Source organism: Caenispirillum salinarum (assembly GCF_044803115.1).
GTDB classification, from domain to species: Bacteria; Pseudomonadota; Alphaproteobacteria; order Rhodospirillales; family Rhodospirillaceae; genus Caenispirillum; species Caenispirillum salinarum_A.
In genome coordinates this window covers 203,357-230,248 of record NZ_CP085224.1, presented here as the reverse complement: position 1 = coordinate 230,248, position 26,892 = coordinate 203,357, and the positions used below count along the sequence as shown (strand labels likewise).

Annotated in this window: 29 protein-coding genes; 9 read left to right on the top strand and 20 right to left on the bottom strand. The window is 68.7% G+C overall.

The genetic code is table 11. The annotated features are described in order from the left end of the window. The first annotated feature begins 33 nt into the window (after nt 1-33). Nucleotides 34-582, top strand: a complete 549-nt coding sequence (locus LG334_RS01075; protein WP_404382474.1) for a hypothetical protein — start codon at nt 34-36, stop codon at nt 580-582. A 114-nt stretch (nt 583-696) separates the two neighbouring features. Here LG334_RS01075 and xth read toward each other — a convergent pair whose 3' ends face one another. From xth to LG334_RS01025, 10 genes are all read right to left on the bottom strand, one after another. Then, nucleotides 697-1,485: an exodeoxyribonuclease III gene (xth, locus tag LG334_RS01070; RefSeq protein WP_404382472.1), complete on the bottom strand. Its 789-nt coding sequence runs from the start codon at nt 1,483-1,485 to the stop codon at nt 697-699. After that, nucleotides 1,485-2,171, bottom strand: a complete 687-nt coding sequence (locus LG334_RS01065; protein WP_404382470.1) for a fumarylacetoacetate hydrolase family protein — start codon at nt 2,169-2,171, stop codon at nt 1,485-1,487. Before LG334_RS01065 ends, xth begins: the two co-directional genes overlap by 1 nt. Nucleotides 2,172-2,486: 315 nt before the next feature. After that, nucleotides 2,487-2,930, bottom strand: a complete 444-nt coding sequence (locus tag LG334_RS01060) for a VOC family protein (RefSeq protein ID WP_404382468.1) — start codon at nt 2,928-2,930, stop codon at nt 2,487-2,489. After that, on the bottom strand, nt 2,930-3,595 hold the full coding sequence (locus tag LG334_RS01055) for an outer membrane lipoprotein carrier protein LolA (RefSeq protein WP_404382466.1): 666 nt from the start codon (nt 3,593-3,595) through the stop codon (nt 2,930-2,932). The genes LG334_RS01060 and LG334_RS01055 overlap by 1 nt, the downstream gene beginning before the upstream one ends. A gap of 116 nt (nt 3,596-3,711) precedes the next feature. Next, nucleotides 3,712-4,107 (bottom strand): helix-turn-helix domain-containing protein, encoded by a 396-nt coding sequence (locus tag LG334_RS01050; RefSeq protein ID WP_404382464.1) that lies wholly within the window; start codon nt 4,105-4,107, stop codon nt 3,712-3,714. Next, a complete protein-coding gene (locus tag LG334_RS01045; RefSeq protein WP_404382462.1) occupies nt 4,104-4,727 on the bottom strand; it encodes a Smr/MutS family protein in 624 nt (207 codons plus the stop codon). Before LG334_RS01045 ends, LG334_RS01050 begins: the two co-directional genes overlap by 4 nt. Then, the gene (locus LG334_RS01040; RefSeq protein ID WP_404382460.1) at nt 4,727-5,422 is read right to left on the bottom strand and encodes a lactate utilization protein C; all 696 of its coding nucleotides are present in this window, start codon (nt 5,420-5,422) and stop codon (nt 4,727-4,729) included. The genes LG334_RS01045 and LG334_RS01040 overlap by 1 nt, the downstream gene beginning before the upstream one ends. A 16-nt stretch (nt 5,423-5,438) precedes the next feature. Continuing rightward, on the bottom strand, nt 5,439-5,930 hold the full coding sequence (locus LG334_RS01035) for a hypothetical protein (protein ID WP_404382458.1): 492 nt from the start codon (nt 5,928-5,930) through the stop codon (nt 5,439-5,441). 3 nt (nt 5,931-5,933) lie between these two features. Further along, the gene (locus LG334_RS01030) at nt 5,934-7,367 is read right to left on the bottom strand and encodes a LutB/LldF family L-lactate oxidation iron-sulfur protein (RefSeq protein WP_404382456.1); all 1,434 of its coding nucleotides are present in this window, start codon (nt 7,365-7,367) and stop codon (nt 5,934-5,936) included. A 72-nt stretch (nt 7,368-7,439) separates the two neighbouring features. Further along, the gene (locus LG334_RS01025) at nt 7,440-8,219 is read right to left on the bottom strand and encodes a (Fe-S)-binding protein (protein WP_404382454.1); all 780 of its coding nucleotides are present in this window, start codon (nt 8,217-8,219) and stop codon (nt 7,440-7,442) included. 220 nt (nt 8,220-8,439) lie between these two features. On the opposite strand from LG334_RS01025, the gene cbiB reads away from it, so the two are divergent. Both cbiB and LG334_RS01015 read left to right on the top strand, forming a co-directional pair. Next, the gene (gene cbiB / locus LG334_RS01020; protein WP_404382452.1) at nt 8,440-9,441 is read left to right on the top strand and encodes an adenosylcobinamide-phosphate synthase CbiB; all 1,002 of its coding nucleotides are present in this window, start codon (nt 8,440-8,442) and stop codon (nt 9,439-9,441) included. 71 nt (nt 9,442-9,512) lie between these two features. After that, nucleotides 9,513-11,588, top strand: a complete 2,076-nt coding sequence (locus LG334_RS01015; RefSeq protein ID WP_404382450.1) for a sulfotransferase — start codon at nt 9,513-9,515, stop codon at nt 11,586-11,588. A 12-nt stretch (nt 11,589-11,600) separates the two neighbouring features. Here the strand turns inward: LG334_RS01015 and LG334_RS01010 are convergent, their stop codons facing one another. From LG334_RS01010 to ribA, 3 genes are all read right to left on the bottom strand, one after another. After that, nucleotides 11,601-12,113, bottom strand: coding sequence for a L,D-transpeptidase (locus tag LG334_RS01010; RefSeq protein ID WP_404382448.1), 513 nt, complete (start codon nt 12,111-12,113; stop codon nt 11,601-11,603). Between the two features lie 65 nt (nt 12,114-12,178). Next, complete coding sequence (locus LG334_RS01005; protein ID WP_404382446.1) at nt 12,179-13,264, bottom strand: hypothetical protein; 1,086 nt, start codon at nt 13,262-13,264, stop codon at nt 12,179-12,181. Between the two features lie 137 nt (nt 13,265-13,401). Next, nucleotides 13,402-14,550, bottom strand: coding sequence for a GTP cyclohydrolase II (gene ribA / locus LG334_RS01000; protein ID WP_404382444.1), 1,149 nt, complete (start codon nt 14,548-14,550; stop codon nt 13,402-13,404). 158 nt (nt 14,551-14,708) lie between these two features. Here ribA and LG334_RS00995 point away from each other — a divergent pair, with 158 nt between their 5' ends. Beyond that, nucleotides 14,709-15,422 (top strand): response regulator transcription factor, encoded by a 714-nt coding sequence (locus LG334_RS00995; protein WP_404382442.1) that lies wholly within the window; start codon nt 14,709-14,711, stop codon nt 15,420-15,422. Between the two features lie 248 nt (nt 15,423-15,670). Here LG334_RS00995 and dnaQ read toward each other — a convergent pair whose 3' ends face one another. The 5 genes from dnaQ to LG334_RS00970 form a co-directional block, all read right to left on the bottom strand. Beyond that, nucleotides 15,671-16,384, bottom strand: a complete 714-nt coding sequence (gene dnaQ / locus LG334_RS00990) for a DNA polymerase III subunit epsilon (protein WP_404382440.1) — start codon at nt 16,382-16,384, stop codon at nt 15,671-15,673. Beyond that, entirely contained in the window at nt 16,377-17,030 is a 654-nt protein-coding gene (coaE, locus tag LG334_RS00985; protein WP_404382438.1) for a dephospho-CoA kinase, read from the bottom strand. Before coaE ends, dnaQ begins: the two co-directional genes overlap by 8 nt. After that, nucleotides 17,027-17,875: a shikimate dehydrogenase gene (locus LG334_RS00980; RefSeq protein ID WP_404382436.1), complete on the bottom strand. Its 849-nt coding sequence runs from the start codon at nt 17,873-17,875 to the stop codon at nt 17,027-17,029. Before LG334_RS00980 ends, coaE begins: the two co-directional genes overlap by 4 nt. Beyond that, entirely contained in the window at nt 17,872-18,468 is a 597-nt protein-coding gene (locus LG334_RS00975; RefSeq protein WP_404382434.1) for a Maf family protein, read from the bottom strand. Before LG334_RS00975 ends, LG334_RS00980 begins: the two co-directional genes overlap by 4 nt. A 417-nt stretch (nt 18,469-18,885) precedes the next feature. Next, the gene (locus LG334_RS00970) at nt 18,886-19,695 is read right to left on the bottom strand and encodes a pyruvate, water dikinase regulatory protein (RefSeq protein ID WP_404382432.1); all 810 of its coding nucleotides are present in this window, start codon (nt 19,693-19,695) and stop codon (nt 18,886-18,888) included. Nucleotides 19,696-20,151: 456 nt separating this feature from the next. On the opposite strand from LG334_RS00970, the gene hemE reads away from it, so the two are divergent. From hemE to LG334_RS00945, 5 genes are all read left to right on the top strand, one after another. Next, complete coding sequence (gene hemE, locus LG334_RS00965) at nt 20,152-21,195, top strand: uroporphyrinogen decarboxylase (protein WP_404382430.1); 1,044 nt, start codon at nt 20,152-20,154, stop codon at nt 21,193-21,195. A gap of 53 nt (nt 21,196-21,248) precedes the next feature. Continuing rightward, on the top strand, nt 21,249-22,331 hold the full coding sequence (gene hemH / locus LG334_RS00960; RefSeq protein ID WP_404382428.1) for a ferrochelatase: 1,083 nt from the start codon (nt 21,249-21,251) through the stop codon (nt 22,329-22,331). 33 nt (nt 22,332-22,364) lie between these two features. Beyond that, a complete protein-coding gene (gene hemJ / locus LG334_RS00955) occupies nt 22,365-22,802 on the top strand; it encodes a protoporphyrinogen oxidase HemJ (RefSeq protein WP_404382426.1) in 438 nt (145 codons plus the stop codon). A 378-nt stretch (nt 22,803-23,180) separates the two neighbouring features. Next, on the top strand, nt 23,181-24,437 hold the full coding sequence (gene rho / locus LG334_RS00950) for a transcription termination factor Rho (RefSeq protein ID WP_404382424.1): 1,257 nt from the start codon (nt 23,181-23,183) through the stop codon (nt 24,435-24,437). A gap of 118 nt (nt 24,438-24,555) precedes the next feature. Next, nucleotides 24,556-24,996: a DUF805 domain-containing protein gene (locus tag LG334_RS00945; protein ID WP_404382422.1), complete on the top strand. Its 441-nt coding sequence runs from the start codon at nt 24,556-24,558 to the stop codon at nt 24,994-24,996. Between the two features lie 410 nt (nt 24,997-25,406). Here the strand turns inward: LG334_RS00945 and LG334_RS00940 are convergent, their stop codons facing one another. Both LG334_RS00940 and LG334_RS00935 read right to left on the bottom strand, forming a co-directional pair. Beyond that, nucleotides 25,407-26,381 (bottom strand): quinone oxidoreductase family protein, encoded by a 975-nt coding sequence (locus LG334_RS00940; protein WP_404382420.1) that lies wholly within the window; start codon nt 26,379-26,381, stop codon nt 25,407-25,409. Between the two features lie 43 nt (nt 26,382-26,424). Next, nucleotides 26,425-26,892, bottom strand: coding sequence for a methylated-DNA--[protein]-cysteine S-methyltransferase (locus LG334_RS00935; protein WP_404382418.1), 468 nt, complete (start codon nt 26,890-26,892; stop codon nt 26,425-26,427).

Genomic DNA, 26,892 nt, shown 5'->3' with positions numbered 1-26,892 from the left:
GGGCAGGGGCGCCGGAAACGGGGAGTGTCATCCATGCTCTGGCATCATGCGGGGCGGCGCACGGCCGGCGCCGCTGTTCTTTGCGCCGTGGCCCTGGCGACCACGCCCGCCACCGCCGAGACACCTGTCCCACCGGGCGAACACCTGCCATCGGGGGCGATGGAGCCGGCGCGCTTCCTTTGGGGACCGGAGGTGGAGCCGGGGCGGCTGGCGGCGCGGGAGGCGGATGTAACCTGCGACGGGCGGCCGGACATGGTGCTCCAGTACCTGGATCTGGAGTCGCCCGACGGCCCCGTCCTCACGATGGCCGTGCACCAGCCGGGGCGGAACCTTGAGGAAATATCCGTGACGTGGCTGGACTTCGACTCGGTGGCCTTCACGGCGCTCTGCGGAGCGCCGCGCCTCGTGGACATGGAGATCATGCAGATCGAGCCGCAGTCGGTTCTGGACCTCACCGGCTACACGGCTCCGCCGGTCTGCCCCCAGGGCATCGCCCTGAACGATACCCTGTGCGACCGGGTGTGGCTGTTCACTGCGCCGGGGGAATACGGCCTGCGGGACATCGTGATCGGCCGCCGCTGACGGCCAAGTGTTTCACGTGAAACACGGAATCGGGCGACCGTCGCACGTTGGCTGGCGGCGGATGTGAATGCCTGTTCAGCGAAAGCAGAATCCACCTCCGCCACCGACCACCCCTCAGCCGGACAGCGTCACCGCCACGGGCACATGGTCGGAGGGCTTCTCCCAATTCCGCCCGTCGACGTGGATGTCATGGTCCACCAGCCGGTCCTTCAAGGCCGGCGTCACCCAGATGTGGTCCAGCCGCCGGCCCCGGTTGCCCTTGCGCCAGTCGGGGCTGCGGTAGCTCCACCAGGTGAAGGCCGGTTCGTCCTGGGGAATGAAGTGGCGGGTGGTGTCGGTCCAGTTCAGCGTCTGTTGCAGGAACCCCAGCCGCGTCGTCTCCGCCGGCGTGTGGGTGACCACCTTCAGAAGCTTCTTGTGGTCCCACACGTCCGCCGCCAGAGGTGCCACGTTGAAATCACCGGCCAGCACGATGGGGTCGCGCGGGCCGTAGGTGCCGGCGAACCAGTCGGTGATCTTGTCCAGGAACCGCAGTTTCTGGTCGAACTTGGGGTTCTTGTCGGGGTCCGGCACGTCGCCGCCGGCGGGGATGTAGAGGCTGTGGACCTCCATTCCGTCCACTTCCGCGATCAGGTGGCGGCACTGCGGCGTGTCGCACCAGCTGTGGGAGCGCACGTTGGACAGCGGCCGCTTCGACAGGATGGCGACCCCGTTGTAGCCCTTCTGCCCATGGTGGGCGACGTGGGTCCAGCCCAGGCGCTCCAGGTCCTCGCGCGGGACCAGATCGTCCGGGCACTTGGTTTCCTGCAGGCACAGGACGTCCGGCGCCAGCTCGTCGGTCAGCTTTTCCACCAGGCCCAGGCGCAGCCGCAGGGAGTTGACGTTCCAGGTCACGATTTTCATCAGACCAGCGTCACCGCCAGGGTGCCGACGCCTGCCACCGACGCCTCCATCCGCGACCCGCGCGCCACCGGGCCGACGCCTTCGGGCGTGCCGGTGAAGATCAGGTCGCCGGGCTTGAGGATCACCAGCGTCGACAGGTAGGCGATCATGGCGGGCACCGACCAGATCATGTCCGCCAGATCGCCGCTCTGCCGCACCTCTCCATCCACCGACAGCGTCACCGCGCCGCTGGACGGGTGGCCGCAGCGGTCGGCGGGGCAAATGGCGGACACGGGGGCGGAGGCATCGAAGCCCTTCGCCATGTCCCAGGGCTTGCCGCCCTTCTTGGCGGCGGCCTGGAGATCGCGCCGGGTCAGGTCGATTCCCACCGCATAGCCGAACACGGCATCCAGCGCCGCTTCCTGCGCGATGTCGGCGCCGCCGTCGCGCAGGGCGACGACCATCTCCACCTCGTGATGCAGGTCTTCCGTAGCAGGGGGGTAGGGGACGTTTCCGCCGCCCGGCACCAGGGCATCGGCCGGCTTCATGAAGAAGAACGGCGGCTCGGCGTCCGGGTTGGCGCCCATCTCGCGGGCATGGGCGGCGTAATTGCGGCCGACGCAGAAGACGCGGCGGACGGGGAAGGTGTCTTCGGTGCCCTCTACGGGCACGGCGGGAATCCGGGGCGCGGGAACCACAAAGGCCACGATGGCGACTCCTGCTTCAAGGCGTTGATTTCGCGCGCAGTATAGCAGGAGGCAGGGCCCATAAGGGAAGCGCCCGATCCGGGGGGGAGCGGACCGGGCGCCAGGCTCGTTGAGCCGAGGGGCGAGATCCGGCGAAAGGGGGGGACCAGCCGGATCCCACATCCCGAAGGCGAGGGGGGGTGCCTCCGGGACAGGCTGAATATGGGTCGCTTTTTTCCGCGCCGCAATCCCGAAGGCGCATGATCTGTATATCTTTTTGCATAGCTTCCACGAAACGATGTTGCGCGAAAGCAGAGACCGCCCCGATCCCTTTCCCTATGCTTCGTCGCCGCCTTCGCGCAGCGCCGGCGTGTGCGTGACGCCGACCAGCGTTCCTTCGGGTGCCAGCAGGCGGGTGACGCGCTGGCCCCACGGCTCGTTGCGGTTTTCCACCAGCAGCGTGCAGCCCCGCTCCTTCAGCAGTGCCGTCGCCCGCTCAAGGTCCGCGACATCGAACTCGACCCAGCATTGCGGAACCGGAACGTTCTCGGGCCACGCCTCGGTGCCGAAGCACGACTGCGCCGCCTGGGCCAGCGGCCAGACCGCGAAATGTTTCGCGCCCTCAAGGCCGTGGGCGACCAGATAGTCCGGGTTCCCTTCCATGGGCGTCAGCGGCAGGCCCAGGGTATCGCGCCAGAAGGCGCAGCCGCGGGCGGGCGTGTGGGCGATCGGGCCGAAGCCGGCGACGAACAGCACGCCGAGATCCGTCGTTTCCACCATCAATTCCGCCCCATGGGATTGGTGGGATCGACCTGGCGGGAGTATTCGAACAGGTCCTTGGGCAGGGCCATGCCCGTGCGTGTGTTGTAGAGCGACACGGCCGTCTGCGTGTTCTGGGCGTCCACCACGCGCCACTGGCGCAGTTCGAACGGGTTTTCCGTGAACACCAGCGTCAGCGTGCCGGACCCGCGATCCTCGGTCTGGACCACGTCGATCTCGGCCACACCGTCCTTGCGGCGCACGTCGGTGACGGTGATGTCGGGGTCGCCGAAGCTGACGTTCTGGCGCAGCAGCACGCCGACGGGCGTCTGGCTGAGGCCCAGGTAGCTGACCTGGTCCAGTTCCTTGTCCACATAGATCAGGTGGCGGCCGTTGGCGACCATGAGAATGGGCGCGGTGTCGTACTCCAGCCGCATCTTGCCGGGGCGGTCCATGTAGACCTCGCCCTCCACGCTGTTGCCGCTCGACGCCAGCTGGAGGAACCGCGCCTGCAGCGTGTCGATGCTGTTCAGCGCCTGTTCGGCCTTGCCCAGCGCCTCGCGCTCCTGCGGGCCCAGGTTGCCCTCGACCACCGCCGCCGCCGGGGCACTCCAGCCCGCCATGCCGAGGCCCGACAGGCCGGCCAGCAGCACAGCCGCCGCCACGTTCCGAGAAACACGCTTCATCGCTTCCAATCCATCCCTTTTCTGACCGGTTGGCGCCAGTGTGGGCGCCGACCGTGGCGATCGTGGGGCGCGGGGACGGCCGACACGAGGCGCGCCGCCGCAGCGCCGATGATCCTTCAACGCGGCTGGCGCCGGCCGCGATGCCCCGCCGCGCGGGCCGCCGGCCGATCGACCAGGGCCAGCATCTCGGCCAGCGTCGCGTCGTCCAGGTCGCGGATGCGCTGCGCCAGGCGGTTCGCCAGTTCGGTCGCCGCCGGGCTGAGGCCGCCGGTGTCGATGGAGACCTTGGGACGCGAAACCTCGGCCAGGCGCTTCAACTCCTCCGCCTCGTCCCAGATGAGCCCGAGCGACCCGCAGATGAGCATCACCAGGCCCGATCCCGGCCGTCCGCGGTGGCCGTGTTCCAGCGCCGACAGGTAGGCCGGCGTGACGCCGACCTCGGCCGCCATGTCCTTCAGGGCGATGCCGCGCGCCTCGCGCAGTTCGCGCAACCGGGCACCGAAGGGGGTCATCCGCCGCGCTTCCGCTTGAGCAGCACATAGAGCGCCCCTTCGCCGCCGTCACGGGGCTGGGCATGGGAAAACGACAGGATGCGCGAGCGCAGGCCCGGTTCGTTCAGCCACATGGGCACCATGCGCCGCAGAACGCCGCCGCCTTCGCCCCCGCGCGAGCCCTTGCCGGTCACGACGATGACGCAGCGGCTGCCCTTGTCGTAGGCGCGCGCGAGAAAGCCGCACAGGGCCCGGTGCGCCGTTTCCTGCGTCATGCCGTGCAGATCGATGCGCCCGTCGATGCCCATGCGCCCGCGGGTGAAGCGGCTGGCGGTGCGCCGGTCGATGCCCGCCGTCTGGCCGTGGGACAACTGGTGCAGGCGCCTTTTGGCCTCCGAGGCCGGTGTCTGGGCGCCGTGCACCGCCGCCATGCCGCCGGAGGAGGCGCGATAGCCGCTTTTGCTGGGGCGCGGGATGGGCGGCAGGGGAGGCGCCTCGGCCTCGGGGTCCGGTTGCGGCTCGGGATCGGGCGCGGCCGGGCGGGCACGGGCGGGCGCCAGCGGCTCGGCGGTCTGCACCACCGCCTGCCACAGCGCCGCCTCGTCGGGCGTGAGGGACCGTTTCCGACCGCGCCGCGCCATCACCCTTCGCCGCTGCCCGTCCCGCGCTTTTGGTCGTCGATGAGCACGATGTGCAGACGCCGGGGCCCGTGGGCGCCCAGTTGCAGCGTCTGCTCGATGTCGCCGGTGCGCGACGGTCCGGTGACCATGTTCACCGTGCGCGGCACCGCGCCCTGCGCCCGCAACTTCGCCCAGGCTTCTTCATATCCGCCGACGATCTGGCTGGCGCGGACCACGATGATGTGGTTGTCGGGCAGGAAGTTGAGGCTGGTGGGGTTGTCCGGCCCCGACAGCAGCACCAGCGTCCCCGTTTCCGCCACGCCGGCGAAGCAGGGGGTGACGGAGGCCTGGTCGGCCGGATGCGCCACGCCGCGGGTCACCTCCAGCGTGCCGTGGCCCTCCAGGCCGTCGAGCGTCGCATCGGGGGCGGCGACCACCTTGGGACCCAGGTTGTGGCCCTTCAGCCAGTCGGCCACCGCATGGGGCACGGCCTCCATGCCGGGCACGCGGGTGACGGTGGCGGCGGCGAACTCGGCCATCTCCACGAAGCGCTCCACCAGGGCGGCGTGCTCGCCGGTCGCGCGAGCGGGCACGACACCCGGCTTGGGCTCGTTGATGCGGCGGTCCAGCTCGGCGCGCGCCTCTTCGGGCAGTTCGCCCCGGTTGAGGGAGCGGCGGATACGGGTCAGCACATGGGTGCGGGCGTCGGACGACATGGACACTCCGTCGGGCTCAGGCCATGGACAGGCCGGGCGAGGCGGTCCCGGCCTTCTCGGTGAAATAGCGGGAGGCGAAGGCGCGCCAGTCGCCTTCCGGCGCGACGCAGCCCACGCGGCGGTCGGCGGCCAGTTGCAGGACGATGCCGCCGTGGGCCCACAGGCGGACCCAGGCGCCGGCGTCGCGCATCATCAGGGCGACGGCCTTCCGATGGACCGTCTGGGCCGTCCAGGGGCGGATCGCCAGGGCGTAGATGGCCACCGCGAAGACCAGCGCCACCGTGCCCGACAGCAGCCCGCCGAACAGCAGCACCAGCAGCGCCAGCGTCAGAAGGGTCAGCAGCGGCACGGTGTTGAGCCAGGGGCTGAACACCGGGCTGTCGGTGCGGTTCAGGCGCATGAAATCGGTGTGGACGATCAGCCGGCCCTCGTCATAGGCCTCCTGCAGGCGCTCGTGCAGGACCACGTCGCGCTTGTTGATCTTGTATTTCGGCGCCGGAATGACCATCGGTCAGGCCGCCTTGCCGCCGGCCTTCTGCTGGCGCTTGTAGCGCTGCATGAAGGTTTCCCCCTCGGGTGCGGGCATGTCGCGGGCGTCCGTCCAGGGCTTCGCCATGGGAAGCGACTTGATGCGCCCGCGCTTGCCGCCCCAGATGGACAGCGTGCGCGCCACCGCCGCGGTATACCAGCGCCACAGCTTCGGCCGCGTGGCGATCCAGGCGTAGAAGCGGAAGGCCTGGCGCAGCCGGGCGGGCGGCAGGTGGCGCTCGAACTCCTTCTCCCGCCAGTGCCGCAGCATGCGGGGCAGGGGGATGCGCATGGGGCAGACTTCCTCGCACTTGCCGCAGAGCGTCGACGCATTGGGCAGGGGCGCGGAATTCTCGATGCCGATGAGCGCAGGCGTGAGCACGCTGCCCATGGGACCGGGATAAACCCAGCCGTAGGCATGGCCGCCGACGGCGCCGTAGACGGGGCAGTGGTTCATGCAGGCGGCACAGCGGATGCAGCGCAGCATCTCCTGGAACTCGGTGCCCAGCATCCCCGAGCGGCCGTTGTCGATGAGCACCACGTGAAACTCCTCCGGCCCGTCGCGGTCGTCGGCGCGGCGCGGCCCGGTGGAAAAGGTGGTGTAGCTGCTCATCTCCTGCCCGGTGGCCGATCGGGCGAGCAGGCGCAGGATGGTGCAGGCGTCGTCCAGCGTCGGCACCACCTTCTCGATGCTCGCCAGCACAACATGGGTCTTGGGCAGAAGCTGGGTCAGGTCGCCGTTGCCCTCGTTGGTGACGATGACGGTCGAGCCCGTCTCGGCGATCAGCATGTTGGCGCCGGTGATGCCGACGTCGGCCTGGATGAACTGCCCGCGCAGCACGTCGCGCGCCTCGTCCAGAAGCTGGCGGGGCTCGGACAGGGGGCGGTCGGCGGCGTACTGCTTGTGGGTCTCGCGGAAGATGTCGGCCACCGCTTCCTTGGAAACGTGGATGGCCGGCGCGATGATGTGGCTGGGCGGTTCGTGGCGCAGCTGGATGATGTATTCGCCAAGGTCCGTCTCGATCGGCGCGATGCCCTTTTCCTCCAGGAAATGGTTCAGCGCGATCTCCTCGGCGATCATGGACTTGCCCTTGGTGACCGTCCTGGCCCCCTTGTCGCGGCAGATCTTCAGGATCGTCTGGCGGGCTTCCTCGGCGTCACGGCACCAGTGGACGTGGCCGCCCTCGGCCTTCACCCGCTCCTCGAACACGGTCAGGTAGTGGTCCAGGTTTTCCAGCACATGGTTCTTGAGGTCCCGCCCGGTGTCGCGCAGATCCTCGAACTCCGGCAGCTTGGCGACGGCGGCCGCGCGTTTTTGCCGGAAGCCCACCTTCATGGTGCCCAGCGCCTTCTTGAGCTTCTCGTCCTCGATGGCGCGGTGGGCGTTTTCCTTGAACTGCAGGCTGGTGGCGTTCATCGAACCATCTCCGGAGTCTCTATCCTGATGCGCAAATGCGTCGTCGCGCCGACGGACGCTCGGGATTTGCGGCTAACGTTCCTCGCCGATCGCCGGCGTGTCGGTCATGCCGGCCAGGACCTCGGTCACGTGGCGGTACTTGGTGCGCTGGCCGCGCCGCTTGGCCTTGCCCGCCATGTTGAGCAGGCAGCCCACCTCGCCGGCCAGCATCGTTCCGGCCCCGGTCTTTTCGATGTCGGTGGTCTTGTCGGTGACCATGCGGTCCGAGATCTCGCCGTACTTCACGCAGAAGGTGCCGCCGAAGCCGCAGCATTCCTCCGGCCGCTCCATCTCGGTCAGTTCCACGCCCTTGACCTTGGACAGCAGGTGGCGCGGCTGGCCCTTGACCTTCATCTGCCGCAGGCCGGAACAGCTGTCGTGATAGGTGACGCTGTCGTCGTAGGAGGCCTCGATGCCGTCCCAGTCCATGACGTCGGTCAGGAAGCTGGTGATCTCGAAGGTCTTGGCGGCCAGCGCCTCGGCACGGGCCTTCCACGCCGGCTCGTCCTGGAACACGTCGGGGTAGTAGCGGATCATGCCGCCGCAGGAGCCCGACGGCGCGACCACGTAGTCGAAATCCTCGAACGCGGCGATCAACTGCTTCGCCACCGCCTGGGTGTCGGCGCGGTCGCCGGAGTTCCACGAGGGCTGGCCGCAGCAGGTCTGCGCCTCGGGCACCTCGACGCGGCAGCCGGCCTTTTCCAGCAGGCTGAGGGACGCGAAGCCCACGGTCGGGCGGTAGACGTCCACCAGGCAGGTGACGAACAGCCCCACGCGGGGGTTGGCGGGCGGCGTGTTGGGAGTCTCGGGCATGGGCACGGTCGGCGGCTCTGTCCGTTTCGGGTCAGCTGTCAATATAAGGCGTGTATCCGGATGCGCCAAAGAATGCGCCGGTCAGGCCCCGGACACAAGCAAACACCGTTCTATCCGGCTTGAAGCATCGCAAGAATCGACGCGCCGCGGCCATCGCCGGACCGCCGAGCGCCGCTTCCTCTTGCCACGGCGCGCGCGCCGCCGCATCCTCTGCGCCGCCATGCCGACACTGCCGCTCGCCTTCGATCCCGGAGGGGCCTTCGACCCCTTCCTGCTGCTCGCCACCGCCCTGGTGCTCGACGCCTACCTGGGCGAAATGCGCCTGCTGTTCAAGCTGGTGCCCCATCCCGTGGTCGCCATCGGCAACGTCATCGGCTGGTTCGACCGGCGGCTCAACCGGCCCGAGCGCGGAGCGACCGATCGGCGCGTGCGCGGCATCCTGGTGGTGGTGGTGCTGACCGGCGCCGCCATCGGCATCGGATCGATGATCCAGGCGGCGGCGGCCTGGATGCCCTATGGCTGGGCGCTGGAGCTGTTCGTGCTGGTCACCCTGGTCGCGCAGCGCAGCCTCTATGACCACGTCGCCGCCGTCGCCAGGGGTCTGGAAACCGAGGGCCTGTCCGGCGGCCGGCGGGCCGTCGCCATGATCGTCGGCCGCGACCCCAAGACGCTGGACGAACACGGTGTCTCGCGCGCCGCCATCGAATCCTGCGCCGAGAACTTTTCTGACGGCATCGTCGCGCCGGTGTTCTGGTACGTCATCCTGGGCTTGCCGGGGATGCTGGCCTACAAGACCATCAACACCATGGACAGCATGATCGGCCACAAGACCGACCGCTACCGCGCCTTCGGCTGGGCGGCCGCGCGGCTGGACGACCTGGTGAACCTGATCCCGGCGCGGCTGGCGGGGCTGATCCTGGCGGTCGGAACCGCCGCGGCGGCGGGTAAGCCGGGCCGCGCGATGATGACCATGCTGCGCGACGCGCGCAAGCACCGCAGCCCCAACGCCGGCTGGCCCGAGGCGGCCATGGCGGGGGGCCTGGACCTGGCGCTGGCGGGTCCGCGCCGCTATCCCGGCGAAGTGGTGGACGCGCCCTGGATCGGCTCCGGCCGGGCGCGGGCCGACGCCACCGACATCCGCCGCGCCCTGCGCGCCCTGCTGGCCGGCTGTGTGCTGCAGGCGGGCGTCGTGCTGCTTCTGTGGTTCAGCATGGGGCAGTGAAAGGCGGGGCGTTTCGGGCTTGGCGGGCCTGTCGTTAAGCGGCTAGAGTGCGCGCCTCAAGGAGGACGCCGATGCCGCAGAACACCGCCGCCCCCGTTGCGAATGTGGTGCGCCAGGCGCAGCAGCAGCACATGCGGGGCAACATCCGCCAGGCGGAGCAGCTCTACCGACAGGTCCTCGCCAGCGACCCGCGAAACCCCGAGGCCATCGCCGGCCTGGGCCTTGTGGCGGCGCAGGCGGGCAACCTTCCGGCTGCGCGCGAGCTTCTGAAAAAGGCGCTGTCCCTCCAGCCGGAAAACCCCGACAACCTGGTCAACCTGGCCAAGGTCGACATCGGCCTCAACCAGCCGGCCGAGGCCGAGCGGGCCCTGCGCGACGCGCTCAAGCGCCGCAAGCGCGACGCGGCGGCATGGAACATGCTGGGCTGGTGCCAGCAGCGCCAGGGCCGCCTGACAGAGGCGGTGGACAGCTTCCGCCAGGCCGTGCGGATCAAGGGCGACCTGCCCGAGGCGCTCAACAACCTGGGCACGGCGCTCATGCTGCTGGGCGACAACGCCGAGGCGGCCAAGATCCTCGCCCGCTGCGTCAGCCTGGCGCCCAAGGCGGCCCAGGCGCACATGAACCTGGGCAGCGTCTACGCGGCGCTCGACAAGGAAGCCGACGCCATCAAGCACGGCAAGCGCGCCACCGAGCTAGCGCCCCAGGCCGCCGAGGCGTGGTTCAACCTGGGCCGCAGCTACCACACCTTCGACCATGCCGACCAGGCCATCGCGGCCTATGGCAAGGCGGTGGAACTGGCCCCGCAGGCGGCGCAGTTCATGAACAACCTGGCGCAGGTGCTGGAATCCGCCCTGCGCCCCGACGAGGCGCTGGCCTGGGCCGAAAAGGCCGCCGCCATCGCCCCCGACGTTTCCGAGTGGAGCGAAAACCTGGTGCGCGCCTACCTGGTGCGCGGCCGGCTCGACGATGCCAAGGCCACCGCCGAGGCGTTCCTCGCCCGCCATCCCGACACGCTGGGCATGCGGCTCCTGCTGGGCGACCTCGCCATCCGCGAGGGCCGGTTCGAGGACGCCAAGGCCGCCTTCAGCGCCCTGCTGGAGGAAGACGGCAGCCGCGCGCGCGCCCTGCGGGGCCTCGCCCGTGCCGACAAGGTCAAGGCCGGCGACCCGCTGCTCGACCGCATGGCCGAGGTGGCGGCACGCGAGGACATTCCGGTCGAGGACCGCGTGGAGCTGTACTTCGCGCTCGGCAAGGCCAACGACGACGTCGGCGACGTGGACACCGCCTTCCGCTTCTATGCGCAGGGCAACGCGCTTAAAAACCGCGGGTGCCGCTACGATCCGGCAAGGATGGAAGACCACGTCGACGGCCTGATCGAAACCTTCACCGCCGACTTCCTGGCGGAGCGGGCAGAGTGGGGCGATCCCTCCGAGCGGCCGGTCTTCATCGTCGGCCTGCCGCGCTCGGGCACGACGCTGGTGGAACAGATCCTGTCCAGCCATCCGCAGGTGGCGGGCGGCGACGAACTGCCCGATTTTAACCAGATCGAGCGCCTGCTGAAGCGCCGCGTCGGCTATCCGCGCGGCATGGCGACCGCCCCGCGCGCGGCCGTGACGGACTTCGCGCCGGGCTACCTGGCGCATCTGGCGGACATCGATCCCGACGCCGTGCGGGTGACCGACAAACTGCCCGGAAACGCCCTGCGGCTGGGCCTCATCGCGCTGATGTTCCCACGGGCGCGGGTGCTGCACTGCCGCCGCGACCCGGTGGACACCTGCCTGTCCATCTACTTCCAGAACTTCGGCGGCGCCCACGAATACGGCTACGACCTGGCGTCCATCGGCCACTTCCACCGCCAGGTGGACCGCCTGATGGCCCACTGGAAGACGGTGGTGCCCACACCCGTGCTGGAGGTCGACTACGAGGCCGTGGTCGCCGACCACGAAGGCCAGGGCCGCCGCATGATCCAGCACCTGGGCCTGGACTGGGACGACGCCATGGCCGCCTTCCACGCCAACAAGCGCGTCGTCAACACGGCCAGCGTCTGGCAGGTCCGCCAGCCCATCTACAAGGGGTCGGTCGAACGCTGGCGCAAGTACGAGGCGCACATCGGCCCGCTGCTCGACGCCCTGGGCGTGGCGCGCTGACGGGCGCGACGCTTATTCCGGTATCGTAATAGTGCTGCCGGGCCCGCACGCCGCCAGCACATCCAGCAGATCGGGCAGGGCCAGGGCCACGCAGCCCTCCGTGCCCGCATATCCCGGCCGTGCCACATGCATGAAGATGGCGCTGCCCCGCCCCGGCACCGGCGGGGCGTCGTTATGGCCAAGGATGACGATCACGTCGTACACGGCGTCCTCCCGCCACAGCCGTTCGTGCGAGGCGGCGTGGGGCAGGGCGACGGGGCGGTTGTAGCCGGGATCGGCCGGATCATCGCACCAGCCGTCGTTCGGGGCCAGCGCCCGGACCGGCAGCCCGGTCGCCGGCGCCTCGGCCAAGCGGTCCGGCCGGTAGAGCACCCGGCGGATCGGGAAGGTCCCGACGGGCGTGCCGCCATCACCCTCACGCTTTTCCCGCACGATACCGCCCTTGCCCAGCGCACAATGCCAGGAGCGGCCGTCCTCGGCGCGGAGGGTGGACGTTTTCGGGTCGACGGTCAGATGGATTGGCATGACACCGTTATAAAAAGCGCCGCCGCGCCGTGCAAACAGTCATCGCGCGTGCGCACGATGCCGCCTCAGGTATGCGTCTGGGCCCGCGCCGCCGCCGTGTTCAGCCGCCCGGTCTGCTCGTAGCGGTCGAGAGCGCGGCTCATGGCCTGGTCGAACCAGTCCGGCATCTGCTGCGGCGCCGCGCCCGTGGCCGCTGCCGGCGCCGCACCGCCCGCCATCAGGCCGCCAGTGGCGGGCATGGCAGCCGCGGCGGAGGGACGGCCCGGCACGGAAGATACATGACCGCCCGCCGCCAGTGCCTGGATCATGGGATGGGACGCCGCGTCGGACCCCAGGCCTTGCGCCTCCAGCGCCCGGCGCACCGGATCGGGCGCCTGGGGCGAGGGTTGCTCCCTGGAGCGGTCGGCGGTCTCCGGCCCCTTCAGGGTCGCCGCCGTCGCCGGCATCACGCCGGTCGGCGGCGCCATCTGCGGCGCCTGGCTCGTCTCCACCCGCTGGCGCAACGCCGAGAAAGCAGAGGCCGGCTCGGGTGCAGGTGCGGGCGTCGGCGCGGCCTGGGTCGCGGCCTGGACCGGCGCGGGCTCGCCCAGCATGAACGGCACCGCCGAGGCGGGCAACACCGCGCCTTGCGCCGCCTGAGCCGCTTGCGCCTGGGCGGCGGCCGCGGTCTGCTGCATCTGCTCCAACGGCTGGGCGTAACGGGCGATCATCTGCGCCGGCGATTCGCGGCCTTCCGGCGCCGCCCCGATGGCCTGCCGGGCCGTCTCCGTCCCGGCCTCGACGGGCGGGCGTTCCTCGCTGTCGCTGCCGAACAGGAACGACAGCATGGTCTCGCCGTCGTCAAGCCCCATGAGGCCTTCCGCCGTCGCCGTGACCGCCGCCAAGCCGGCACCTATGAAGCCACCGCCGAACAGCGCCCCGCCGGCCAGCCGGGCGATCGGCTTGATCGTGTCGCCGGTGATCTCGCGGTAGATGGTGGAAACGACAGGGATATGCTGGAGCGGATTGATGATGTCCAGGAAGTCCCAGAACGACGCCTCTTCCTCCGCCGCCGGCTTGGCCTGGTCGGCGCGGGCCGGCGCCTCGGACGGACGGGTGCCGCCGGGGCGGATGTTGTCGATGATCAGCGGGGCGTCGTTGACGGTACTCATGGGCGCACGGGTCCTGCTCAGGTCCCGCTCACCCTTGCAAGGATGAGTCCAAACTTAAAACGCCGAGTATCAAGGACTTAAGGCGCCGCCATCCCTCGCCCGGCAGCTTTTGCCGGGCATCCGATTCCGCCCGGCCGCTAGAACAGGTGCCCGCTACGGGTCTGCTTGGCCTGGAGGTAGCGCAGATTGTGGGGGTTGGAAGGGAAGACGTGCGGCACGCGCTCCGTCACCTCCACGCCGTGGCGGGCCAGTTGCTCCACCTTCAGCGGGTTGTTGGTCATCAGCCGCACCCGGCCGAAGCCCAGCTTGCGCAGCATCTCCGCCGCCGGGGCATAGATGCGCTCGTCATCGTCGAAGCCGAGCTGGCGGTTGGCGTCGATGGTGTCGTATCCCTGGTCCTGCAGGGTATAGGCGCGCAGCTTGTTGACCAGCCCGATGCCCCGCCCTTCCTGCGCCAGATACAGCAGCACGCCGGCGCCGTCCTTGGCGATGGCCTCGATGGCACCGCGAAGCTGATCGCCGCAGTCGCAGCGCAAGCTGCCCAGCAGGTCGCCGGTGAAGCATTCCGAGTGCAGCCGCGCCAGCACGGGCGCGTCGGGCTTGGGTTCGCCGATGAGGATCGCCAGATGCTCCGTCCCGCCGTCGGCCGGGCGGAAGGCGAGGATGCGGGCGTTCTCCGCGCCCTCCAGCGGCACGCGGGCCTCGCCCACCATCATGAGCGTGCGGGCGGCCGTTTCCTCGTACTCCAGCACGTCGGCGGCGGCGACGCGCGGGATGTCTCGCGCCAGTGCCCAGTCCACCGGGTCGGCCGCGGCTTCCGCCGGCAGCGGCGCGATGACGGCCGCCGGCAGAAGCCGGGCGATCTTCATGAGTTGCACCGCCGCACCCGCCGGGGTCTCGAGCGCCCGCGACTCGGCCGAAAGCCCGTTCCCGGGCCGGGTCTCGCCGGGCTCGGCCAGGGCCCGCAGGGTGGGGGCGTCCAACGGATGGTCGGCGCCGATGACCGCCACCTCGGTCTCCTCCGCCGCCAGGTCCAGAAGCCGCGCGCGCCGCGCCGTCACGGCCAGGCGGGGATTATCGGCGGCCAGCCCGGTCATGGTTTCCAGCGTCTCGGGCGTCACCGCCTCGGCCGCCATGACCAGCAGCGGGGCGGTCCCGCCCATCACCACCACCATGCCGCCGCGGCGCACCTCGGCCGTGGCGCGGTCCACCGCCGTGAGCGGGGCCGTCAGGGTGGGGGTTTCGGCGGTGTCGCGGGCGTCGTGTCTGGAGCTGGCGTCTGTCATGGAAGCACGGTGCGTTGAAGGGTCGGCAACAATAGCCTCTCGGGCCGAGGCGAGAAAGACCGCATTACGAGACGTGATCGGAGCCATTGCACATCCGTGTCGAAATATCGCCGCTGCGATGTTAGAACCTAGCGAAGACCGCCACGACGGGAAGACCGATGACAGCCGGACGACGTCTCCTCCTCATCGACGACGACGACCTCCTTCGCCGCTCGCTGGTCGAACAGCTTCTGGCGCAGGGCGATTTCGGGACGGTAGACGAGGCCCCGACGGCGGTGGAGGCCAAGCAAATGGCCGTCACCGATGAAACGCCCTACGACATGATTCTGCTCGACGTCGGCCTGCCCGACGATGACGGCCGGACCGTGTGCCGTGATCTCCGTACGGCGGGCGTGCGCGCTCCGATCATCATGCTGACCGCCGCCGACAGCGACGACGACACCATCACCGGGCTGGAGGCGGGCGCCAACGACTACGTCACCAAGCCGTTTCGCCTGGCCGTTCTGCTGGCCCGCATCCGCGCCCACCTGCGCAGCCACGAAGCCAGCGACGACGCGGTGTTCCGCATCGGGCCCTACACCTTCCATCCCGCCACCAAGATGCTCCAGGACGAGGCCAGGAACCGCAAGATCCGCCTGACGGAAAAGGAAACGGCCATCCTGAAATACCTCTACCGCGCGGGCAAGCCGGTGCCGCGCGAAACCCTGCTGGGCGAAGTCTGGGGCTACAACGCCGGGGTGACCACCCACACCCTGGAAACCCACGTCTACCGCCTGCGCCAGAAAATCGAGCCCGAGCCGGGGCAGGCAACGCTTTTGGTCACGTCGGACGGCGGCTACCGCCTGAACGCGGCGCGGGCGGCGGAGGAGTAGGCGGATCAGCGGCCGACAGCGGTGGTTTCGGAATGCCACCAAGGCACCAAGACAGCGCGCGAAGGCGCACCATCCTCTTTCCGATTTCCGGTTTCGCCCCGTTTTCAGATCAATGATGAATAAGTGATCGAGGGAGCGCGAGGGAGCCCGCGGCTCCCTCGCATTCACATTCCGGCGCAGCCGGAAAACCTTGGTGCCCTTTGTGCCTTCGTGGCTATCCCCGCACCACGCCACCGGAGCGGCGCAGACTATTCCGCCGCCGGAACCTCTTCCCGCGTGCCCTCAAGCGCCGCCCAGAGGGGCTCCTTCAGGCGGTTTTTCACGAAGGCGGCGTGGGCCTCCAGTTCCTCGGGCGTGGGAGCATGGGGGCGGGGCGCGCGGTAGGGGCGGTCGATGGTGACCGACGCGCCGCCGTCACCGCCCGCGTCCGCCGCCAGCGCCAGGCCGGGCTCGCGGCCGCCGACCAGTTCCAGGTAGACCTCGGCCAGAAGCTCGGAGTCCAGCAGCGCGCCGTGGTAGGTGCGCGAGCTGTTGTCGATGTTGAAGCGCCGGCACAAGGCATCCAGGCTGACCGGAGAGCCCGGATATTTCCGCCGCGCCAGGGACACCGTGTCCACCGCCTGCTCCATGGGCAGGGGTTTCAATCCGCACAACTGAAGCTCGGCGTTCAGGAACTTCATGTCGAACTTGGCATTGTGGATGATGAGCGGCGCGTCGCCGACGAAATCCAGGAACTCCTGCGCGATCTCGCGGAAGCAGCCGTGTTGCGAGAGAAACTCGATGCTCAGCCCGTGGACGCGGAAGGCCTCTTCCGGCATGTCGCGTTCGGGATTGCAGTACTTGTGGAAGGTCACCCCCGTGGCGACGTGGTTGACCAGCTCCACGCAGCCGATTTCCACCAGCCGGTGGCCTTCCGAGGGCTCGAAGCCAGTCGTTTCGGTATCGAGAACAATCTCACGCATGGCCGATGCTCTTCCGTCTGGATCGCCTGGGTCCGGGGCTGCGGGTGGGCAGGCGGCCGGCGCGAAGGGCGCGCACTATCCCCGCCAGGCGGCGGCGGGTCAAGGCCTTGCCCAGGCCCGTCGGCACCACGTAGTCGGCGCGGCGGCGCTTCTGCCCGTCCGGCATCTGGCGGGCGAGGATAGCCTGGAACTTCGCCTCGGTCATCCCCGGGCGCTTCAACACCCGCAGGCGCTGGAGAAACAGGGGCGCGGACAGCACCGCCACGGCATCGCACCGCGCCTCGCCGCCGGTCTCGAACAACAGCGGCACGTCCAGCGCCACCAGCGGCACGCGGGCGAGGCGCTGGCGCGCCATGAAGGCGTGCTCGGCGCCGCGAACCAGCGGATGGACGATGCCCTCCAGCCGCCTGAAGGCGTCCTCGTCGCCCATGACACGCTTTGAAAGCTCCTGCCGGTCGACACCGCCCGCCTTCGTGACGACGCCGGGAAAGGCCGCCTCCAGCGGCGCCACCGCCGCGCCGCCGGGGGCGAACAGGCGGTGGACGGCGGCGTCGGCGTCGTGCACCGGCACGCCCATCTCCTTCAGCATGGCGTGGGCGGTGGATTTGCCCATGGCGATGGAGCCGGTCAGCCCCAGGACGATCATGCCGCCGGCTCTCCCAGCACGAACTGGCGCAGGTCGTCGGTCACCTCGGGAAAAACGCCGAACCACGCCTCGAACCCCGGCCGGCCCTGGTGCAACAGCATTCCCAGGCCGTCCACCACCGGGTTGCCGCGCGCCTCTGCCCGCGCCAGCAGGTCGGTGACCAGGGGCGCGTAGACGATGTCGGTGACCAGCGCCCCGCGCGGCAGGGGGTCGAGCGGCATGTCCAGCGGCGGCGCGCCCTCCATGCCGAGTGTGGTGGTGTTCACCAGCAGCCCGGCGCCGTCCAGGGCCTCCGCCCGGCTGTCCCAGTCCACCACCGTCACCGCGCCGCCCAGCCCATTCGCCAGATCCTCGGCGCGGGCGCGGGTGCGGTTGCTGAGGCGGACCTCCGGGCAGCCGGCATCGTGAAGCGCGGCCACCACCGCGCGCGCGGCGCCGCCGGCGCCCAGCACGACGGCCGGCCCGGCATCGGCCTGCCAGCCCCGGCAGCCGGCGCGGAGGTTCTCCAGAAAGCCGAACCCGTCGGTGTTGTCGCCATAGAGCGTGCCGTCGTCGCGGCAGACCAGCGTGTTCACCGCCCCGATGCGCCCGGCCAGGTCGGAAACCTCGTCGCAGGCCCGAAGCGCGGCCTCCTTGTGGGGGACGGTGACGTTGGCGCCGGCGAAGCCCAGCTTGGGCAGGGCGCGCACGGCGGCCTCGAAATCCTCGGGGCGGACGGGCAGGGGGATGTAGGCGCCGTCGATGCCGTGCTCCTCCAGCCACCAGCCGTGCAGGCGCGGGCTGCGGGAGTGCTTCACCGGCCATCCCATGACGCCGGCGATGCGGGCCTTGCCGGAAACCATCATGGCGTCAGCACCCCGTGATTGCGCAGCACGTCCAGCAGCGGCAGCAGCGGCATCCCCAGGATGGTGAAGTAGTCGCCCCGCACATGGGTGAACAACTGCGCCCCCAGCCCCTCGATCTGATAGCCGCCGACGGAGTGGGTGGCGTCATCGCCCACTTTTTCCAGGTACTCGGTCAGGAAATCCTCGGAAAACGGCCGCATGGTCAGCTTGGCGCTGTCGATATGATGCCAGATGCGTTTGCCGCCCTGGACCACCACGGCGCAGGACACCAGCTCGTGCGTGCGACCGCGCAGGCCGTGAAGCTGGGCGCGGGCGGCCTCGATGTCGTGCGGCTTGTCGTACCACAGCCCCTCGCAGGCGAGCATTTGGTCGGCGCCCACCACCAGGGCGTCGGGGTGCTTGCGGCTGACGCGGGTGGCCTTCAGCTCCGCCAGGGCCTCTGCCACATCGCCGGGCTTGGCACCTTCGTTCTTCATGCCGGCCTTGACGCCGTCCTCGTCGACGCGCGGCACCTCGACGGTGAACGGCACGCCGGCATCGGCCAGCATCTTCTGCCGCGTGCGGCTGCCGGAAGCCAGGATCAACTGGGTCATGGAGGCTCCTTCGCGGGGGGTCCTTGAGTCGGTTTTAGCGCCGCGAGAAGAGTTTGTCCAAGAGTGGCCGGCATTCGTGCAGCGAGGCCACCAAGACACTAAGAACACCAAGAGACCGGGATAACGCGGATCAGCGGCGGGCGGCGCAGCGCCTTCCGGCTTCGCCGGAATTTCGTGCGAGGGAGCCGCGGGCTCCCTCGCGCTCCCTCGATGACTTTCTCATCATCATTCCCGCAGACCGGGAGCACTCGTTGCCATGATGAGGATGGCGCGCCTTCGCGCGCTGTCTTGGTGTCTTTTTGGCTTCGTGTTTAAAAACGACGTCAGCCGCTGAAGCCGCAGCACCACCGTCAGCACACCCTCTTGGTGTCCTTCGTGTCTTGGTGGCTTCCCTGCACAAAGCCACCGGAGCCCGCCTCACCCCGCCCGGTTCCGGTGCAGCTGCATGATGGCCGCCGCCGCTTCCTCGATGCTGCGGCGGGTGACGTCGATGACCGGCCAGCCGTGGCGGGTGAACAGGCGCCGGGCGGTCAGGACCTCGTCGCGCACGCGCTCCACGTCGGCGTAATCGGTGTTGGTCTCGTCGTTCATCACCTTCAGCCGCGTCTTGCGGATGTCGGCCAGGCTGCGGGGGTCGCGGGTCAGGCCCACCATCAGGGGACGCTTGAGGCGCAGGACCTCGTCGGGGATGCCGATGCCCGGCACCAGCGGCACGTTGGCCGCCTTCAGGCCGCGGTTGGCCAGGTACATGCAGGTGGGCGTCTTGGAGGTGCGCGAGACGCCCATGATGATGATGTCCGCTTCCCCCAGCCGGTCCATGCCCTGGCCGTCGTCGTGCTCCATGGAATAGTGGATGGCGTCGATGCGGCGGAAATAGTCGGCGTCGGGCACGTGCTGGCGGCCGGGCTCGCGCCCCACCTCCACCTGAAGATAGCCGCCCAGCGCCTGCATGACGGGGTCGAGCACGGGGATAAAGGGCACCTCCGCCTCGCGACACCCCTGTTCCAGCAGCGCCCGGATTTCCAGGTCGACGACGGTGCACAGCACCACGCCAGGGGCGGCCCGCACGCCTTCCAGGGCGCGCACGGCCTGGCCGCGGGTGCGCACCAGCCACCACAGGTGCTGCTCGGCGTGCACCTCGGACAACTGCACGAGGCAGGCGCGGGCGATGGCGCTGACGGTCTCGCCGCTGGAATCCGAGATCAGGTGAAGATGAAAGCTGCGCACGATGGGAAGACCCCTCCTTTCCGTCCGTCGAAACTGCGACTCGGCGCCTGTGGATAACGCGCTGGAGTCGGGGATAAGCCGCTGCCGATCCGGCCGCCGCAGATTTTCACACACCCACCACCCGGGACCACCCCCACTGCCGCGCCCATGGGGATTGTGCGGTGCGGCTTGCGGGGGAGTCGTGGACAAGGCACTCTGGAGGCCAAGTTATCCACGTTATCCCCAAGGTTCTCCACCGTGTGTGCGACTCGGCGGAGTCCAGGGGGAGTCTGGCGGGGCATCCCCGCCCGATCCACAGTTTCACGTGAAACACCCACAGGCCGCCCGAGTCGCTGTGGACAAACCTGGGGACGGACTCTAATCCACAGGATTCACAGGACCAACAAGCCACTACAACATTTCACCCCAACACCCCTCTCTGTTATGAGGGACCGTGGAAAACAGCCCGGGACCGCCATGTCTGAGACCTCCGAGAAGCGCTTCCTCCGTGTCCTGAACGGAGAAACGCTCAGCCCGCCCCCCATCTGGCTCATGCGCCAGGCCGGCCGCTATCTGCCCGAATACCGGGAGGTGCGGGCCAAGGCCGGCGACTTCCTGACGCTCTGCTACACCCCCGACTACGCCGTCGAGGTGACGCACCAGCCGCTGCGCCGCTACGGTTTCGACGCCGCCATCCTGTTCTCCGACATCCTGGTGATCCCGGATGCGCTGGGTCAGCCGCTGCGCTTCGTGAAAGGCGAGGGACCCAAGCTTGATCCCGTGCGGTCGGTGGAGGAACTGGACAAGCTGGACCCCCAGCGCGTCCTTCCCCACCTCGCGCCCGTGTTCGAGACCGTGCGGAGGCTTGGCAGGGAGATACCGCCGACGACCGCGCTCATCGGGTTCTGCGGCGCACCCTGGACGGTGGCCACCTACATGGTGGAAGGGGGCGGGTCCAAGGACTACGCCAACACCAAGAAATGGGCCTACAGCGACCCCGAGGGCTTTGACCGCCTGATCGGGATGCTGGTGGACGCCACCACCGCCTATCTGATCGAACAGGTCGACGCCGGCGCGGAAGCGCTGCAGATCTTCGACAGTTGGGCCGGCGTGCTGGCCGACGATGCCTTCGAGCGCTGGTCCATCCGCCCCATCGCCGACATCACCCGCCGGGTGAAGGAGGCGCGGCCGGGCACCAAGGTCATCGGCTTCCCGCGCGGCGCCGGTCCCATGTATCCCGCCTTCATCGAGAAGACGGGCGTGGACGCCGTCAGCCTGGACACCACCGTGCCGCTGGACTACGCCCGCGACCACATCCAGACGCGCTGCCCGGTGCAGGGCAACCTGGACCCCATCCTGCTCATCGCCGGCGGCCAGGCCATGCTGGACCGCATCGACCGGACGCTGGAGGCGCTGGGCAACGGGCCGTTCATCTTCAACCTGGGCCACGGAATCACGCCGGAAACACCGCCGGAGAACGTGGCGATGATGGTCGAACACATCCGAAAGGCCGGTTCCTGACGTAGAAGCCTCCGACCACCCGTTTCGCGTTCCCAGCCGCAACCGGATTGCCGATGAAGAAGCTTGCCGTCGTTCTGTTCAACCTGGGCGGTCCCGACAGCCCGGAGGCCATCCGGCCGTTCCTGTTCAACCTGTTCAACGACCCGGCCATCATCGGCGCGCCGACGCCGGTGCGCTGGGCGTTGGCGCAGTTCATCAGCCGCCGCCGGGCGCCGGTGGCGCGGGAAATCTACGCCAACCTGGACGGCCGCTCGCCCCTGCTGCCGCACACGCTGGACCAGGCGACGGCCCTTCAGGCAGCACTTTCCGGTGCCGCCGACGAGGTGGGCGTCTTCATCGCCATGCGCTACTGGCATCCGCTGACGGCAGAGACGGTGAAGCGGGTGAAGGAATTCGGGGCCGACAAGGTGGTGCTGCTGCCGCTCTATCCGCAGTACTCCACCACCACGTCCGGTTCCTCCATCGGGGAATGGACGCGGGAGGCCGCGCGGCAGGGGCTGACCGCCGATACCGTGTCCGTCTGCTGCTACCCCACCGACCCCGGCTTCGTGCGCGCCCAGGCGGCCCTGCTGGCCGAGACGCTGGATGCGCTGGAGGCCGAGCGGGGCGATCATCCGCCGCCGCGGGTGCTGTTCTCCGCCCACGGGCTGCCCAAGAAGGTCATCGAGGCCGGCGACCCGTACCAGTGGCAGGTGGAGCAGACGTCCGCCGCCGTCGCCGCGCACCTCGACCGCCCGGACCTTGACTGGAAGGTCAGCTACCAGAGCCGCGTCGGCCCGCTGGAGTGGATCGGCCCGGCCACCGACGACGAAATCCAGGCCGCGGGCGCCGAGAAACGGCCGCTGGTGGTGGTGCCCATCGCCTTCGTCTCCGAGCACTCGGAAACGCTGGTGGAACTGGACATCGAATACGGCGAACTGGCGGAACAGAGCGGCGTGCCGCTCTACCGCCGGGTTTCCACCGTGCTGTCGGCGCCGCCGTTCATCGAGGGGCTGGCCGGTCTGGTGCGCCAGGCCGCCGCCTCGGGCGACACCCCCGTCAGCGAGAAGGGCGGCCGGCTGTGTCCGGGGATCTGCGGCCGCTGCCCCAATCGGGCCCATGCCGAGGCTGCCGCGCCGGCCACCGTGGCCTCGTAATCATCCAGGACAAGCCGAGGGGAGACCATCATCGTGCTGGACTATGGCAGCGAGATATACAACTGGGTCAAGGTGTTGCACATCATCTCGGTCATCACCTGGGTGGCCGGGCTGTTCTACCTGCCCAGGCTTTACGTCTACCACGCCATGGAAGGGGCGGGCACGCCGACGTCGGAAACCTTCAAGGTCATGGAGCGCCGGCTGCTGAAGGGGATCATGAACCCCTCCATCATCGTGGTGTTCATCACCGGCTTCCTGATGTTCCCGACCTGGATGACCGACGGCTGGATGCACGTCAAGCTTCTGCTGGTGCTGATCATGGCCGGCATGCACGGCGCCTACGCAAAGTGGCGCAAGGACTTCCTGAACGACACCAACAGCCGCGGCCACAAGTTCTATCGCTGGATGAACGAGGTTCCGACGGTTCTGCTTCTGGCGATCATCCCGCTGGTGATCTTCAAGTGGTTCTGATCTTCACGACCGTTGATGTGGGCGGGCGGCACCTTTCAGGGTCGCCCGTCTTGCTTTTTTAAACTTTCTGCGCCATCTTCCGCCTGCGAAGTGGAACGAACGGCGCCGTTGATTGTTCCGGCTGTAAGATTCGTTTGACTTGCAAACCCGTTTGCGTATGGTGACCTGAAATGCGGACCCGTCCTGGGCCCGCCACAAACGCACCCACCCCACATTCGCGACAATCCGGCCACGGGCCCGGCGCCGTATCAGCCTTCATCCAGGGCTGACTCCGCTCCATACCGACCCATCGTTCGTCGACCGGATCGACTCGCGCATTCTCCCCCGCCGTCGCCGCCTAGCCGGTTCCCCATCCCGTTATTATCGCCTGGAAAGATCATGCAACTTCAGGAGCTGAAGCAGAAATCCCCCGCCGAACTGCTGGCGTTCGCCGAGGAACTTGAGGTCGAGAACGCCTCGTCCCTGCGCAAGCAGGACATGATGTTCGCCATCCTCAAGCAGCTCGCCGAGAACGATACGCCCATCTACGGCGACGGTGTGCTGGAGATTTTGCAGGACGGCTTCGGGTTCCTGCGGGCGCCGGAAGCCAACTACCTGCCGGGGCCGGATGACATCTACGTCAGCCCCAGCCAGGTGCGGCGCTTCGGCCTGCGCACGGGCGACACGGTGGAAGGACAGATCCGGGCGCCCAAGGACGGCGAACGGTACTTCGCGCTGCTGAAGGTCAACCAGATCAATTTCGAGGAACCGGAGGCGGTGCGCCATCGCATCAACTTCGACAACCTCACGCCGCTCTACCCCGACCAGAAGCTGACCCTGGAAATCGACGATCCGACCAAGAAGGATCGCACCGCGCGCGTCATAGACCTGGTGGCGCCGCTGGGCAAGGGGCAGCGCGCCCTGCTGGTCGCCCCGCCGCGCACCGGCAAGACCGTGATGCTGCAGAACCTGGCGTCCTCCATCGCCGCCAACCATCCCGAGGTCTACCTGATCGTGCTGCTCATCGACGAGCGGCCGGAGGAAGTGACCGACATGGCGCGCAGCGTGAACGGCGAGGTGGTCTCGTCCACCTTCGACGAGCCGGCGCAGCGCCACGTGCAGGTGACGGAAATGGTGCTGGAAAAGGCCAAGCGCCTGGTGGAGCACAAGCGCGACGTGGTCATCCTGCTGGACTCCATCACCCGCCTGGCGCGCGCCTACAACACGGTCGTGCCGTCGTCGGGCAAGGTGCTGACGGGCGGTGTGGACGCCAACGCCCTGCAGCGGCCCAAGCGCTTCTTCGGCGCGGCCCGCAACATCGAGGAAGGCGGCTCGCTCACCATCATCGGCACCGCGCTCATCGAGACCGGCAGCCGCATGGATGAAGTGATCTTCGAGGAGTTCAAGGGCACCGGCAACTCCGAGATCGTCATGGACCGCAAGCTGTCCGACAAGCGCATCTTCCCGGCCATCAACATCACGGCCTCGGGCACCCGCAAGGAGGAGCTGCTGGTCGAGAAGTCCACGCTGTCGAAGATGTGGGTCCTGCGGCGCATCCTGTCGCCCATGGGCACCCAGGACGCCATGGAGTTCCTGCTCTCCAAGATCAAGGAGACCAAGAACAACGCGGACTTCTTCGAGAGCATGAATACCTGATCCATTCCGCCAAGGGCCGCCGCGCAAGAAATCGCCGGCGGCCCTTGTCTCTTCCGGGCGGTCGAGTCGGCTCGTTCCGCCCTGGCAACCGGCCTTGTTTTCTGGCGAGTCGCGACCCGTGAAGATCCTCCACACCCTGTTCGGCAACCTGCGCCACGGCACCCTGCACCGGGCGCCCTTCTTCTGGCACATCGCCGGTCTCTGGGCCGTGGGGGGTGCCGCCGTCATGGCGATCGTCGTCGGCCTCGGCCTCAACCAGCCGACCGAGGGCATGACACCGGAACAGGCCGACCAGGCTGTGCGGGATGCTCTCGGCCCTGTTGTGCGGACGGTGCTGGTGCTGGTGGCCGCCGTTTTCCTCCTCGCCCAGGTCAACATGATAGCCAAGCGCCTGCGCGACACCGGCTTGCCGGGCTGGCTGACGCTGGTGGCGGTCGTGGCGGTGACGGGGCTTGTGTCGGGTTTCATCAGCCCGGCGGCGGGCGGGCTGGTGAACATCGTCTTCTGGCTGGCCCTGCTGTTCACCCCGCCGAGGGCGTTCGCGCGGCGACGCGGCTGAGGGTGTGCGAGGGAAGCCACCAAGACACGAAGGACACCAAGAGGGTGTGCGGGCGGTGAGGCCGTCGCGTCATTGCATCGGTCTGTTTTCCGGCTGCGCTGGAATGGTTTGTGAGGGAGGCGCGGCCTCCCTCCCGCTCCCGCGATTGTCTATTCTTCATTTAAGCGCGCAGACTGCGACCGACTGGCCAACAGAAGGAAAAAGGCACGCCTTCGCGCGCTGTCTTGGTGCCTTGGCAGTAGCTTCGAACCAGCCTCAAACAATGAAACCCCATCGCCGTCGGCACGCCCACTTGGTGTTCTTGGTGGCTAAACCGACCTACACCGAAGCCGGTGTTTCACGTGAAACACAAAAGAGGCCGCCGCCCCGTGCCGGAGCGGCGGCCTTTCTTCATTCGGCGGGCAAACCCTTTACGGCATCAGTACCGTGGAGCCCACGATCTTGCGGCCCTCCAGATCCTTGTGCGCCTGCACCGCGTCCTTCAGCGGATAGACAGTCGCCTTCTCGATGGTCACCGCGCCGGTGCCGATGACCTCGAACACGTCGGTCGCCGACTCGATCAGCTCCGGGCGGGTGCCGCAGTAGCCCATCAGGGTGGGGCGGGTCAGGAAGAGGGAACCCTTGGTCGACAGGATGCCGGGCGAGAAACTCTCTACCGAGCCCGAGGCATTGCCGAAGCTGACCATCATGCCGCGGCCCTTCAGGCAGTCCAGCGAGCCTTCCCACGTGGTCTTGCCGACGCCGTCGTAGACCACCGGCACACCGACGCCGTTGGTGATTTCCTTCACGCGGGCGACGAAGTCCTCGGTGGAGTAGTTGATGACGTGGTCGGCCCCCAGCTTCTTTGCCACCTCGGCCTTTTCATCGGAGCCGACGGTGGTGATGACCTCCGCCCCGATGTGCTTCAGCCACTGAATCGCGATCTGCCCCAGCCCGCCGGCGCCGGCGTGGAACAGGACCTGCTCGCCCGGCTGCACCTTGTACAGGCGGCGCAGCAGATACTGGGCGGTCAGGGCGCGCAGCATGTGACCGCCGATCTGGTCGTCGGACAGATTCTCGGGTACGCGCACCAGCTTTTCAGACGGGATCAGGCGCTTGTCGGCATAACCGCCGATGGGGCCCGTGGCGTAGAAGACGCGGTCGCCTTCCTCGAACTCCGTCACGCCGTCGCCGCGGGCTTCCACCACGCCAAGGCCTTCCAGGCCGATGCCCGAGGGCAGGGGCACCGGATAGAGGCCGGTGCGGTGGTAGGTGTCGATGAAGTTCACGCCGCAGTGGCTCTGGCGGAGGCGTACCTCGCCGGGGCCTGGCGCGCCGATGTCGACGGTTTCGACCTTCATCACCTCGGGGCCGCCGGTTTCGTGAATGCGAATCTGTGTCGCCACGGTTTCCTCCAGAAATATCCTCGGTTGAAAATGCGGGGCCTGCTCAGGCCGCCGGCAGGGGCAGGGCGGCCCCCTCCAGCAGCAGCAGGCGCTTCTTGGTGTCAACGCCCTCTGACCCCGTATAGCCGCCGAGCGACCCGTTGCGGCCGACGACTCTGTGGCAGGGGATCAGGATGGGCAGGGGATTGCGGCCGCAGGCGCTGCCCACGGCACGGGCCGACGAGCCCAGGTCTGCCGCCAGGTCGCCGTAGGCGCGGGTGTGGCCGTAGGGGATGGACGCCATGACCTGCCACACCCGGCGCTGGAAGGCGGTGCCGCCGGCCGGGTTCAGCGGCAGGGAAAAGGCCATGAGATCGCCGCAGAAGTAGGAGTCCAACTGCCGACGCGCCTCGGCCAGCAGCGGGGTCTCTTCCTGGTCGGGCACCCAGCCCCACTCCACGGCCACGATGACGCCGTCGGCCTCGAACAAGGTGATGTCCCCGACCGGGGAATGCAGCGAAATCTGGCTCAT

Bases quoted from the DNA above. Each gene is read 5' to 3' on its own strand.
- LG334_RS01075 (WP_404382474.1), top strand. From the start codon at position 34: ATGCTCTGGCATCATGCGGGGCGGCGCACGGCCGGCGCCGCTGTTCTT.
- xth (WP_404382472.1), bottom strand. From the start codon at position 1,485: ATGAAAATCGTGACCTGGAACGTCAACTCCCTGCGGCTGCGCCTGGGC.
- LG334_RS01060 (WP_404382468.1), bottom strand. From the start codon at position 2,930: ATGGTGGAAACGACGGATCTCGGCGTGCTGTTCGTCGCCGGCTTCGGC.
- LG334_RS01055 (WP_404382466.1), bottom strand. From the start codon at position 3,595: ATGAAGCGTGTTTCTCGGAACGTGGCGGCGGCTGTGCTGCTGGCCGGC.
- LG334_RS01050 (WP_404382464.1), bottom strand. From the start codon at position 4,107: ATGACCCCCTTCGGTGCCCGGTTGCGCGAACTGCGCGAGGCGCGCGGC.
- LG334_RS01045 (WP_404382462.1), bottom strand. From the start codon at position 4,727: ATGGCGCGGCGCGGTCGGAAACGGTCCCTCACGCCCGACGAGGCGGCG.
- LG334_RS01040 (WP_404382460.1), bottom strand. From the start codon at position 5,422: ATGTCGTCCGACGCCCGCACCCATGTGCTGACCCGTATCCGCCGCTCC.
- LG334_RS01035 (WP_404382458.1), bottom strand. From the start codon at position 5,930: ATGGTCATTCCGGCGCCGAAATACAAGATCAACAAGCGCGACGTGGTC.
- LG334_RS01030 (WP_404382456.1), bottom strand. From the start codon at position 7,367: ATGAACGCCACCAGCCTGCAGTTCAAGGAAAACGCCCACCGCGCCATC.
- LG334_RS01025 (WP_404382454.1), bottom strand. From the start codon at position 8,219: ATGCCCGAGACTCCCAACACGCCGCCCGCCAACCCCCGCGTGGGGCTG.
- cbiB (WP_404382452.1), top strand. From the start codon at position 8,440: ATGCCGACACTGCCGCTCGCCTTCGATCCCGGAGGGGCCTTCGACCCC.
- LG334_RS01015 (WP_404382450.1), top strand. From the start codon at position 9,513: ATGCCGCAGAACACCGCCGCCCCCGTTGCGAATGTGGTGCGCCAGGCG.
- LG334_RS01010 (WP_404382448.1), bottom strand. From the start codon at position 12,113: ATGCCAATCCATCTGACCGTCGACCCGAAAACGTCCACCCTCCGCGCC.
- LG334_RS01005 (WP_404382446.1), bottom strand. From the start codon at position 13,264: ATGAGTACCGTCAACGACGCCCCGCTGATCATCGACAACATCCGCCCC.
- ribA (WP_404382444.1), bottom strand. From the start codon at position 14,550: ATGACAGACGCCAGCTCCAGACACGACGCCCGCGACACCGCCGAAACC.
- LG334_RS00995 (WP_404382442.1), top strand. From the start codon at position 14,709: ATGACAGCCGGACGACGTCTCCTCCTCATCGACGACGACGACCTCCTT.
- dnaQ (WP_404382440.1), bottom strand. From the start codon at position 16,384: ATGCGTGAGATTGTTCTCGATACCGAAACGACTGGCTTCGAGCCCTCG.
- coaE (WP_404382438.1), bottom strand. From the start codon at position 17,030: ATGATCGTCCTGGGGCTGACCGGCTCCATCGCCATGGGCAAATCCACC.
- LG334_RS00980 (WP_404382436.1), bottom strand. From the start codon at position 17,875: ATGATGGTTTCCGGCAAGGCCCGCATCGCCGGCGTCATGGGATGGCCG.
- LG334_RS00975 (WP_404382434.1), bottom strand. From the start codon at position 18,468: ATGACCCAGTTGATCCTGGCTTCCGGCAGCCGCACGCGGCAGAAGATG.
- hemE (WP_404382430.1), top strand. From the start codon at position 20,152: ATGTCTGAGACCTCCGAGAAGCGCTTCCTCCGTGTCCTGAACGGAGAA.
- hemH (WP_404382428.1), top strand. From the start codon at position 21,249: ATGAAGAAGCTTGCCGTCGTTCTGTTCAACCTGGGCGGTCCCGACAGC.
- rho (WP_404382424.1), top strand. From the start codon at position 23,181: ATGCAACTTCAGGAGCTGAAGCAGAAATCCCCCGCCGAACTGCTGGCG.
- LG334_RS00935 (WP_404382418.1), bottom strand. From the start codon at position 26,892: ATGAGCCAGATTTCGCTGCATTCCCCGGTCGGGGACATCACCTTGTTC.